The 11900-nt window shown below is 45.8% G+C and carries 7 protein-coding genes and 1 pseudogene; 5 read left to right on the top strand and 3 right to left on the bottom strand.

The genetic code is table 11. The annotated features are described in order from the left end of the window. Positions 1-25 precede the first annotated feature (25 nt). Positions 26-1447, bottom strand: a complete 1422-nt coding sequence (locus tag B9A32_RS06580) for a sigma-54 interaction domain-containing protein (RefSeq protein ID WP_084067704.1) — start codon at positions 1445-1447, stop codon at positions 26-28. A gap of 118 nt (positions 1448-1565) precedes the next feature. Beyond that, positions 1566-2282 (bottom strand): TSUP family transporter, encoded by a 717-nt coding sequence (locus B9A32_RS06575; RefSeq protein WP_084067702.1) that lies wholly within the window; start codon positions 2280-2282, stop codon positions 1566-1568. A 755-nt stretch (positions 2283-3037) separates the two neighbouring features. Between B9A32_RS06575 and B9A32_RS06570 the strand changes: the two genes are divergently transcribed. The 3 genes from B9A32_RS06570 to B9A32_RS06560 are packed head-to-tail and all read left to right on the top strand — an operon-like array spanning position 3038 to position 8059. Beyond that, entirely contained in the window at positions 3038-4045 is a 1008-nt protein-coding gene (locus tag B9A32_RS06570) for a glycine betaine ABC transporter substrate-binding protein (RefSeq protein ID WP_212637834.1), read from the top strand. 8 nt (positions 4046-4053) lie between these two features. Next, positions 4054-6252, top strand: coding sequence for a PAS domain-containing sensor histidine kinase (locus tag B9A32_RS06565; RefSeq protein ID WP_170923729.1), 2199 nt, complete (start codon positions 4054-4056; stop codon positions 6250-6252). A gap of 58 nt (positions 6253-6310) precedes the next feature. Further along, positions 6311-8059, top strand: coding sequence for a sigma-54 dependent transcriptional regulator (locus B9A32_RS06560; protein ID WP_084067694.1), 1749 nt, complete (start codon positions 6311-6313; stop codon positions 8057-8059). A 364-nt stretch (positions 8060-8423) separates the two neighbouring features. On the opposite strand, the gene B9A32_RS06555 is transcribed toward B9A32_RS06560, so the two are convergent. Continuing rightward, positions 8424-8660 carry a hypothetical protein gene (locus B9A32_RS06555; RefSeq protein ID WP_084067691.1) on the bottom strand — a complete coding sequence of 79 codons (237 nt, stop codon included), beginning with the start codon at positions 8658-8660 and terminating at the stop codon, positions 8424-8426. On the opposite strand from B9A32_RS06555, the gene B9A32_RS06550 reads away from it, so the two are divergent. Both B9A32_RS06550 and mttB read left to right on the top strand, forming a co-directional pair. Then, positions 8659-10089 carry a trimethylamine methyltransferase family protein gene (locus B9A32_RS06550; RefSeq protein ID WP_084067689.1) on the top strand — a complete coding sequence of 477 codons (1431 nt, stop codon included), beginning with the start codon at positions 8659-8661 and terminating at the stop codon, positions 10087-10089. The genes B9A32_RS06555 and B9A32_RS06550 overlap by 2 nt on opposite strands. Before the next feature lie 175 nt (positions 10090-10264). Beyond that, positions 10265-11761: pseudogene (gene mttB, locus B9A32_RS22060) on the top strand ([trimethylamine--corrinoid protein] Co-methyltransferase). The last annotated feature ends 139 nt before the right edge of the window (positions 11762-11900 follow it).

The following is an 11900-nucleotide window of genomic DNA, read 5'->3' as shown; positions in this document are numbered from 1 at the left end:
CGAGAAATGATGGGGAGGGTACCCCTCAATGAATAATATGGGGGGATGTGGTGTTTTTAAGCTTGCGCGAGAGGGTAGACTGACTGATTCCCAGGGCTTTGGCGGCTTTCCGCTGGCTGCCGTACTTTTTTACGGCATCCATAATCATTTTAATTTCAAAATCACTGATTTTTTCCTGGTAATCCCTGGGGCTGGAAACAGTCTTTGATTCGGATTTTTCTTTTCCTGACATCATATCAGGCAGGTGCCTCACCTGAATGGTATTTCCTTCGGTCATGGCAACCAATCTTTGCATGATATTTTCCAATTCCCGGACATTGCCGGGGAAGGCGTACTCCTGGAGCACATTTTCAGCAGCTGCGGACAGGCCTTTATAAGTTTTAAATTCTTTATTAAACTTTTCCAGAAAAAAGTGCGCCAGGGAAAGGATTTCCTCCTTTCGTTCACGCAGGGAGGGAATCTCAATGGGAACCACATTGAGTCTGAAATAAAGATCGCTTCTGAACCGGCCCTGGGACACCATGGCTTCAAGATCTCTGTTGGTGGCGGCAATAATCCGGGTATCTATGGAAACGGTCCGGGTCCCGCCCACCCGCATGAACTCTTTTTTTTCAAGAAACTTCAAAAGCTTTACCTGGACAGCCAGGGGAATTTCTCCAATTTCATCCAGAAACAGGGTACCTTTGTCAGCCATTTCAAACAGCCCTTTTTTACCGGCGGCGGATGCACCTGTGAATGCCCCTTTTTCGTGGCCAAACAATTCTGATTCAATGAGAGATTCAGTGATGGCACCGCAGTTAAGATCAGCAAAGGGATGATTTCTTCGTTCTGAAAGCTGATGAATCAATTTAACGATCATGGTTTTTCCCACCCCTGATTCACCGGTGATGATCAGGGGAATGTCAAACCGGGCGGCCCGCACTGCTGTGCGAATCACTTTTTCCATGGCCGGGCTTTTAATCACAAGACCCTGCAGCTCTGTGGCGGCAACGCCGAAATCGGAAAGATCCATGTGAAAGCCATCCTCCTGGAGATCTTCAGGATAAAGGCTTTCTGCCAGGGAATTGATTAAAGAGATGTCTCTGTCATTGACCAGAACATATTTAATGTTTTTTTTATCATCAAATATGGGAATGCCTGTGGATAAAATCTTTTTGCCGTGCCGGGTGGTCTGGATGAGGGAAACAGCTGTTTTTTTCCGAATAACAATAAGGGAAACCGAGGGATTGTAAAAGCCTTCTGTCACCAGATTTCTCACATTTCTGCCCAGGATGTCCGCCGCTTTAAAATCAAACATCATTTCCGTGGCCCGGTTCACCATGACCACGGTACCGGATCTGTCCACCACAAACAGACCGTCCCGGGAGTGGGCCATGATGGCGTCAAATATCAGACCGAAATCCTGGGATTGCAAGTTGTGTCGTAATTCATTATCTGTATTTTTCATGGCTTCACTCTATAATATTTTTTTATAACCGCCACGGGCGGATCTTAATTCTGACCTCGTTCTGCCCACAATAAAGTTTGAAAAACTGATTTCGTTACAGGTGGGCAGAGGTCAGTTATCAAAAGCCCCACAACATGGCTGCCGCAACGAGCAATAGAATATGTACACCCACCATATACCCCCGGTGACTGACCCATTTTAAAGACAGGGCTCCCAGAAGAAAACCGACAACGACGGCCGGGGTATATGTGATTGATTGTATAAATGTGTCCGTGGTAAGAATACCGGTGAAACAAAATAAAATTACCAGAGCAATATCCGTGACAAGAAAATAAATCCCCATGATGCCCTTGGCTTTTTCTGCGTTGGAAAACCTGGCTGTGGCGTAAATCACCGCCGGAGGCCCCCCTGTTGTATAAGCACCGATGAACCAGCCGCTGATAATTCCAAGAATGCCGCCTCCCATGGCGGTCCTTGCAAATCCATGGATCATTTTTTCCCCTGATTTATTTCTGGCGCTTACCACGGTGAATACTATAAAAACGGCAAGAGCACGTTTCATTACAATTTCTGAAAACCAGTGCAGGGAAAAAACCCCAAGGGGAATGGCAATGGCCGCTCCGATGAATAAGGGTTTTAAATCCATCCATTTTAATGTCCGCCCATACCTCAGCGTGTTTAAAAGCACCAGAAGAACAGAAAAGGGAAACTGAATGGCCACAGCTGTTTTCACGGGGACAACCAGGGCCAGAAGGGGAACCGCCAGCAGCCCATAGCCAAACCCGGCAAAGCTGAAGGCAAAAGCAGATATTGCAAGACAAAGACTTATTATCACGGAGTATTTCCTTGGATGCTAAATAATATCTTCGACAATTTTGCTCTGACCACATTTGTACGCATATATATTGGAAATAACATCCATAATAAAACAACATATGCTGCTGAAATCAACTGATTTCAAGTGGAATCTTGGTCTTGACCCTTGACGAAGGTATCGTTAAAAGATTAAAAAAGAATTAAATATCTGATGCATCACGCATTGTCAAGCAGTTGCCACTCAGCAGATACCGCAAATACAATATATAAATGAGCAACTTTTATGCCATGGGGCTTTAGCCCACTGCCGGCACCTGTAATCATAAGCCGGGCAATACTTTATTGCCAAAAAGTTCAAGCCAGATGTGTAAATATTGACATCTCTTATCAGTTACACTATTGTAAATCATTACATGTGGATTGGCCACCTTCCGAAGATATAAAATCCATAAATGTTTGATGAAATATCAAAATAGATGCATGGCATTGCTTTTGCTTACCCTTTTATATAACCGTCACGGCCGGACCGTATTTTGATCCGGTTCCGCCCACAATAAAGCATGAAAGAGTGTTAGATTTATAGACTCTTTCATATAAATTGTTACGGGCAGACCGCACTCTGACAATAAAGCAGATCTGGTAATATTGTTTCTGGCACCTGATTTTAGCTCTTAACCAACAATCCCTCCCATATTCTCCCGAGATAACATCATGAAAACATATCTAAAAAATATATTTTTCCCGATTTTCCGCCGTGGCCGTTTTGTCACCATCATGATTCTGTTGACACTGTGTGTGGCTGTCATTGTTTCCTATGAACAATTAAGCGGTCCAGATATCCCGTCCACGGTTATTCACATCCATGACGATCAAATTGATATTCAAAAATTTAACAATGAAATTGCCGTTTTCATCATTGAAAAGGGGTATGGATACCCGGTGGAAAAGGTGGAAAGTACCATAAAAGAGGTGCATTCAAAGATCATGGACGGAGACATTGATATTACCCTTGAAATGTGGCGGGAAAATAACATTGTGTGGTATGAAAAAGCCATTGCATCGGGCAGGGTGGTGGATCTTGGCACCCTTTACGCAACCGGGCACCAGTTCTGGATTATTCCTGAATGGTTTGCCAGGGAAAACAGCATTGAAACAGTGTTTGACATGAAACATCAATGGCGAAAACTCCTTGACCCGGAAGATCCCTCCAAGGGTTTGTTTTTTAACTGTATCTTTGGGTGGACCTGTAGGGATATCAATAGAGTAAAGCTCAAGGCCTATGGGCTGGATCGTTTTTTCAATACTGTTTCGCCCTCCTCTCCTGAAGCCCTGCGGGCCATTTATGAAAATGCCATGGAAATGCACATTCCGGTGTTTGGATATTACTGGAGACCCAACGCTCTCATGGCCACCCATAAGTGGTATATACTTAAAGAACCGCCCTATGACTCGGCAATCTGGTATAATATCAATCAGGCATCCGGTGTGAACGGCCCTTTATCCATTGATACCGCCTGTGCCTATGGAAACAATTCTGTTTTGAAAATTGCCCACAAACAATTGATAGAAAAAGCACCGGACATTGCAAAAATGTTTCGAAAAATGAGTGTAAATATTGAACATCTTGAGGAGATTTTATTTCTCAGCAACAAAAATCAACCTAATTTTAAAGCGGCTGCCCGCACTTTTTTATTGAAACACGGTTCAAGCTGGCATGGGTGGGTCACCCCGGAGGCCCGGAAAAAAATCTCCCTTGCCCTGGATGATCCCCTAATGGATTGATGAAACAAATGAACTTTAAACGTATTTCCATTAAAATTATTTTTTGGGCCTTGATTCCATTTTTGTTTGTGGTGAGTATTGTTCCTGTCATGTCCCATCTTACCATTAAGAACAGCGCCCTTGATGTGGTGAAACGTCGTGATGCCGCCTTTGCTGAAATTGCCGCTGTCCGTCTGTCGGAAAATCTTCAAAAATACAGCTATTTTCTTCAGACCATTGCAGACACCAAGGCCTGTAAAGAGATGTCTTTTACCCACATGGAACCGTTATTGGTGCAGGCCAGAAGTCGAATTCATTTTTTTGACGGCGGTATTGTGATTTTTAATAAAAAAGGCCGGGTGGTATGGTCTTATCCCCTGGGTTTTCAGAAAAAAGGGCATTTTTTCCCTTCTCCTTCCCACTTTAAATCCCTTAAAAATAACCTCAGACCTGTGTTTTCCGATATTTTTTTTCATGCCCCCCTTGGAAGGGACGCCATCCTCATCGGTGTGCCTGTTATTGATGACCGGTCCCGGTTCCAGGGGGTGGTGGCAGGCATTTGTTCTGTGGAATTTTCCACCCTTGGCACCACCTATACCAAGGTTCTGGAGTTTAAATCAGGAAAAAGCAGTTTCGGCTATCTGGTGGACGGTGACGGCCATGTGCTTTACCATCGTCACAGCTCCCTTCTCGGTCAAAGTTTAATGGATCAGGAAGCAGTACAAAAGGTGATTCAAGGTAAAACCGGAGCCACATTTTCCCTTGATGAATCTGGAATTAAGCTTATTTCCGGATTTGCACCGGTTCCCGGCACAAGGTGGGGGGTGATCACCCAGGGAAACTGGACAGAGGTGGAAAAACTCATTCTTTTTTACATCCGCCTGTTCACAGCGGTGCTATGGTGTGGCGGCATTGTTTCCGCAGGCCTGGTTTTTTTCTTTATCAAAAAGCATCTCAATCCCATACGGGTTCTCACCCAGGGGGCAGACCGCATTGCCCAGGGAGATTTTACGGAAATACCTGTGCGAAAAACCGGAGATGAGATAGAGGTTTTGTCCCGGCAGTTTAACTCCATGGCCCGGGCCTTGAAAGCTTCTTTTGCCAATATAAAAAACAGAGTGGAGGCCTTGGACAACGCCCGGACAGCATTGGAAAACAGTGAAGAAAAAATAAACGGTATCATCAATTCCGTGGCCGATGCCATGATGATGATCCATGAAAATGGCGATATTCTGTGGATCAATGATAAGGGAAAAGAGCTGTTTGGATCCGGGGCAGGTGAAAAAAAATATGTTGATCTGCTTTATCCCAACAATCCTCCCCCGGGGTCATGCATTGTAAAAAATTGTTTTGCCACGGGTATTGAAAGTGATAGTGAGCTTAAAATACCGGTGAACGGTAAAATAATGGATTTTTGGTGCACCAGTAATGTGGTTTTATGGGCCAGGGAAGGCACACCCCGGCGGGTGGTTCTGGTATGTCGAAACCTTGCAGAAAAGAAAAGAATGCGTGAGGAAGTTCTTCGTAATGCCCAATTGGCAGCCCTGGGAGAACTTGCCGCCGGCGTGGCCCATGAGATCAACAACCCCATCAACGGCATTATTAATTATGCCCAGATCATAGAAGACACCCGGGGAAGCGGCCAGGAAGATGTTGAACTGCCCCAGAGAATTATTGCCGAAAGCATGCGCATTGCCAATATTGTCAGCAAATTACTCTCCTTTGCCCGGGAAGGAAATGAAGAAAAAGAAGCGGTTAACATTTCTGAAATCATTGATGATGTTCTGGATCTGACCCAGGCCATGGTAAAAAAAGACAACATTAAGGTTATCTGGGAGGCTGGGGGCGGGGTACCTTTGTGCCATGCCGTCACCCACCAGGTGCAGCAGATTTTTTTAAATATCATTGGCAATGCAAGATATGCCTTAAATCAGAAATTCTCCGGTTCCCATGCCCGTAAAGAGTTGATTATTTCCTGTGAAAGCGTGACAAACAATGATCAACAGATGGTGCGTACCGTTTTCATGGATCGGGGCATTGGGATTCCTGAAAAAATCATGGACAAACTGTGTAATCCCTTTTTTTCCACCAAACCGCCGGGCCACGGCACAGGACTTGGTCTGAGCATCAGTTACGGCATCATTGAAGAACACCGGGGAGAGCTTAATATTGAAAGCGTGGAAGGAGAGTGGACAAAAGTAAGCATTGATCTTCCCATAGCCCGATGAAAAAATTGAATATTCAAGTGGCAAATGATGCCATACCCCAGAATTGGAGAAAACTAAAATGAGCGTAAAAAATGCCCCCAGAGTGGTTGTGATTGATGATGAGGAGAGTATCCGGTACTCATTTAAAACCTTTCTGGTCAATGACGGATACCAGGTGGACTGTGCAGAAACCCTTTCTGTGGGACTTGAGTTGATCCATCGCCGGTTTCCCGATATCATTTTTACCGATATTCTTCTGGGGGATGACAATGGGCTCAAAGTACTGGAAAAAGTCCGGGAACTTCAGCTTTACACCCCGGTGATAATGATCACGGGGCAGCCCAGCATTGACACGGCTTCAGAAGCGGTGCGTCTGGGGGCCTATGACTACATGGTTAAACCCATTATAAAGGACACCCTGTTAAGGGTGGCCAGATCGGCCCTGAAAAATAAGCAACTCATTGATGAAAGAGAAAAATTAACCGCAGAAAAAGATCGGTACAGAAATCATCTGGATGCTGTGTTTGCAAGTGTTAATGACGCCATCATCACCGTTGATAACAGTCGACGGATTATTGCCTCCAACCATGCTGCAAATACCATTTGTCAGGTGGAAGAAAATGCCCTTAGGGGGTGTAAAATTGATGCTTTAAACAATCCTTGTCTTATGAGCTGCCTTGGGACCATTGACGCCACCCTGGAAAAAAGGGAGGCCATGCATGTGGATAAAAAGGAGTTCATCGCATCAAATGGAACACCCATGGTGATAAGCATTACCTGTTCTCCCTTGCTCAGCAGTCATGGCAAATCCCTGGGGGCCGCATTGGTGGTAAAGGATATGACACGGCTTGATTTTCTTGAAACACTTGTTAAAGAGTCCTCTCCCTTTACCCGTCTCATTGGCCACAGCCTGAAAATGCATAAAGTATATGATTTGATCCGTGCCCTGGCAGACACCGATGCCACTGTGTTGATCACCGGTGAAACAGGTACAGGAAAAAACCTGGTGGCCAGGGAAATTCATGAGTTAAGCCGACGATGTCAGCATACCATGGTCACTGTAAGGTGTTCTTCCCTGTCTGAGAATCTTCTGGAAAGTGAACTGTTCGGCCATGTCAAGGGGGCTTTTACCGGTGCCATGAAAGATAAAATCGGCCGGTTTCAACTGTGTGATAAGGGCAGCATCTTTTTGGACGAAATCGGTGAAATTTCTCCGGTAATGCAGCTTAAACTTTTAAGTGTTCTCCAGGACAGGGAATTTGAAAGGGTAGGGGATACCACACCCATTCGGGTGGACACCCGGATCATTGCCGCCACCAATAAAAATTTAAAAGACGAGGTGAAAAAGAAAGATTTCAGGGAAGATCTTTACTACCGTCTCAATGTGGTGGAGATTAAAATGCCCCCCCTGCGGGAGCGCCATGGGGATATTCCCCTTCTGGTCAATCATTTTATTACAAAATTTCAGCAACGGTACAATAAACCCATCACAGCACTTTCCAATGAAGTGATGCAGAACTTCACGGCCTATCAGTGGCCCGGTAATGTAAGGGAGCTGGAACATGCTGTTGAACATGCCTTTGTTCTTTGCCGCACCGAAACCATTGAAATGGAGCATATCCCCTGTGAAATAAAAGATGCTCTCATGCCTGATCTGCACCGCCGTACGGTTTCTCCTTCCATGGAAAAAGAGGAATTGCTGTCTGTTCTTAAAAAAACAGGGTGGAACAAGGCAAAGACAGCCAGGCTTCTTGGGGTCAGTCGTCCCACACTCTATAGAAAGCTTGAAAAATATCAATTGGAAGATCCTCCTCAAGATACGGTCTAACCAACTACCCCCAGCAGAGCCCCCCGAGGGGCAATGGGAACCGGCCAATTGAGCTGTCTACAGTTCCGGCCGGGCCCATTGCCCCTCGGGGGGCGGCATTATACCCTTTTCAATAATTTTTTACAGGCAGGACCGAATCAAAAACGGGCGGACTGCATTATTAAAATCACGATGTTCGTGTGTAAAGGGTTACACCGTTTTTCATTACACCAGTGTAACCCGTTGCATCTTTTCTCCAGACACTTGTTTTACGATTTCACTCCTTTTGCCTTTTTGTTAAAAATAATATTACCCCTTATATTTCTTTGCACCCCTTAGAATAAAAAAAATATAACAGGATGGTAAAGATATATATCTAATATATTTAGATATTTAGCACCACCTTAGCTGTAAGCAATGATTGTTCCGGTTTTTTGTTATATGTAAAAACTGCAATGAAACGACCTGTCTGATCTTTCTTCTCCCACCAATGTTTTCCACTGGCATGCAACTTGAAAAAGGATATTCCTGTGACAACGCGGGCAACTTCATGGCCCGTTAAAATTAAAACGGCCCTTGGGAAATAGATTTTACCCAGAGGAATAACAGGAATCAAAATCATGAGCATTGCATCCAGCTTCAGAGTTGTTGATAAAAATACCTTGGAAAATATCCATGAAGCCACTCTGGATATTCTCTCCCACACCGGCATTGTGTTTCAATCGTCGGAATGTCTTGAAATTTTCAAGAGACATGGTGCCAGGGTCCAGGGCGATATTGTATTTATTCCCCCGGAGATGGTGGAAAAGGCCATTGCCTCTGCACCCAACAGTTTTCAGTGGGAAGGGCGTAATCCCGAAAAAAATATCATTGTGGGAAAAGGCCAGAAGGGCATCCATGTCAGTCTGAACAACGGCCCCATTTACATCCAGGACCAGGAAAAAGGCAGGCGACTTGGCACCAAAGCTGACCTGATTAATCTTTACAAACTTGCCCAGCACAGCAAGGTGTGTAACATCAACGGTCAGATTCCCGTGGAACCAAGTGATGTGACCCATCCGCTGAGATATCTGGATATTTTTCGTCAGCTGCTCACCCACACGGACAAACCGCTTTTTGGTTATGTGGGCACCCAGAAAGAGGTGGGGCAGATGTTTGATATGATCAAAATATCCATGGGGGGCGGGGATGATGTGCTGGAGAAAAAACGCATCGGTGTTTCCCTTAATCCCCTGAGTCCCCTGAAGTATGATGAAATTCCCTGCGAGACCCTTCTTGCCTATGCCAAACACGGCCAGCCCATCATGATATTGGTGTGCGCCATGGCCGGTGTTACCTCTCCTGTGAATCCCATGGGGACTGTGACCCTTCAAAATGCTGAAATTCTGGCAGGACTTGTATTGTCCCAGCTCATCAATCCGGGAACACCTTTTATCTATTCTCCGGCTTCGGCCATTCCCAATATGCGCAGCGCTTCTTACATCACAGGCTCTCCTGAATCCACTCTTATAAATATGGTGGGTATCCAGCTGGCCCGGGAGCTTTATGATATTCCTTCGCGGTGCATGGCAGGGCTCACCGATGCCAAGGACGTGGATTGCCAGGCCGGTTACGAAACCATGCAGAACTATCTCATGCTGGCCATGGCCGGGGTGAACATGGTTAATGAGTGTTATGGTATTTTAGATGCCATCATGACGGTTTCCTATGAGAAATTCATCATTGATGACGAAATAATGGCAAGGGCCGCCCTGGCCGTTGGCGGGATTCAAAATTTTGATGCCGATTATTCCAGAAAAGCCATTCAGGATGTGGGTCACGGGGGATCATACCTCATGCAGCCAGACACCATGAAACAGTGTAGAAATTTCTGGACCCCCTCTGTTTCCACATGTGACAGCTATGAACAATGGGAGAAAAAAGGTGAAAAGGACGTGGTAACACGGGCCAATGAAACCTATAAGGAAATTTTGAGCCAATGTCCGGATAAAATGATTTCCGATGATATTGATCAAGATCTTGAACGTTATATCGAAGCACAAAAAAGTTAGAAAAAATTGCAGATCTATCCATTCCGTATGCAATTTTCAATGAAAAAAAATGGCAATCTGCCACGCTGTTTTAAATTTTTTTAAAATCAGTAAATAGCCATGTCTTTTTTGAATCATGAATTCAAAGAAGACACTTCTCGGTTAAACGTTAAAACACCTTTAAAATCAAGGAGGTTTGATTTTGAAACGAAATCAGCATGCAGGCTATCTCCAGACCGGAGGTTTGAGCCTGAACATGTTCAGCCAGGATGAACTCTATGAGATTCATTTGGCCACCCTGGATGTGCTCCAGCACACCGGCGTCTACTTTGAAGACGAAGAGGCAAGGGAAATCCTTGCCGGTGCCGGTGCCATTGTGGACCCCAAGACCGACATTGTAAAATTTCCCCCATATATGGTGGAAGATGCCATCCGTTCCGCCCCGGGCACAGTGAATCTTTGCGGAAGAGATCCGGAAAAAGATTATCTGCTGGGTAACAATCGGGTGGGTTTCACCAACTTTGGAGAAGGTATTTCCATTGTTGATATTAATTCAGGAGAACTCAGGGAAACCGTTAAAAAAGACGTTGAAGAAAGTGCAGTCCTGGTGGATTACCTGGACGGCATTGACGTATACGAGCGTGCCGTGGGTGCCCATGATGTAAACCAGGATGCCCAGCCCCTGCACAATGCCGAAGCCTTTTTGAGCAACACCACCAAACATTGCTTCCACGGTGCCGGTAACGGAAAACTCATGCAGGGGGCCATTGATCTGGCCGCCGCCATTTCAGGCGGACATGATAAACTTCGGGAACGTCCCATAATTTCATTTAACACCTGTCCCATCAGCCCCCTTAAATTGGTCCGTGACTGCACCGAGATTATCATTGCAGGCGCAAGGGCCGGTGTGTTGGTCAATGTACTGACCCAGGCCCTGGCTGGCGGTTCTGCCCCGGTGACCCTGGCAGGTACCCTGGTTATTCACAATGCTGAAGTGCTTTCCGGTATTGTTCTTGGACAGTCCGTACGAAAAGGCACTCCCATGATGTTCGGCAGTTCCACCTGTCCCCTGGACTTGAGAATGGCCACGGCAACGGTGGGTTCCCCTGAATGCGCCATGATCAATGCCGGTGTGGCAGCGCTGTCCACCTATTATCTGCTTCCCTCATGGGTCGCCGGTGGTTAGGCTGACTCCAAAGTACCCGATGGACAGGCAGCCCATGAGAAAACATTAACAGGTCTCCTCACAGCGTTGGCAGGTGCCAATCTGATTTATGGCCTGGGTATGTTGGAATCAGGGGTCACTTTTGACTATGGCCAGCTGGTCATGGACAATGAATTTGCTGAGATGATCAAGCATGTTGTGAACGGTATCCCCGTCAGCGAGGACACACTTGCAGTGGATCTGATTTCAAAGGTAGGACCCTTTAATCAGTTCATCACTGAAAAGCACACCTTTCAGAACATGAGAACCATGTCCCAGCCCAAACTCATCGACCGCAGGGTCCGGGATAAATGGAAAGCCGCAGGCGGCCAGACCATGCATGAACGTGCCCTGGACAAAGCCCGGGATATCCTGAAAAATCATAAGCCCACACCGCTTTCCGATGAAGTTCGCTCCCAGATGCGCTCCATTGTTGAAAACGTGGAAGCTGATATCCAGGAAGAAAAAGAACGAGAAGCAAAAAAATAATTGCAAATGGGAGATTTACCCGGAACATCGGAAGGCTCCGTAATTGCCAGGTTAAGTCTCCCGCAGCAATGACGTTTATATGGCCCCTGTTAACCGGTTGGTTGGGTGGCAGGGGCATCCAGTATTAATCTTAATTTTA

This window comes from Desulfocicer vacuolatum DSM 3385 (assembly GCF_900176365.1).
Taxonomy (GTDB): domain Bacteria; phylum Desulfobacterota; class Desulfobacteria; order Desulfobacterales; family Desulfobacteraceae; genus Desulfocicer; species Desulfocicer vacuolatum.
This window is presented reverse-complemented; position numbering and strand designations above follow the sequence as displayed.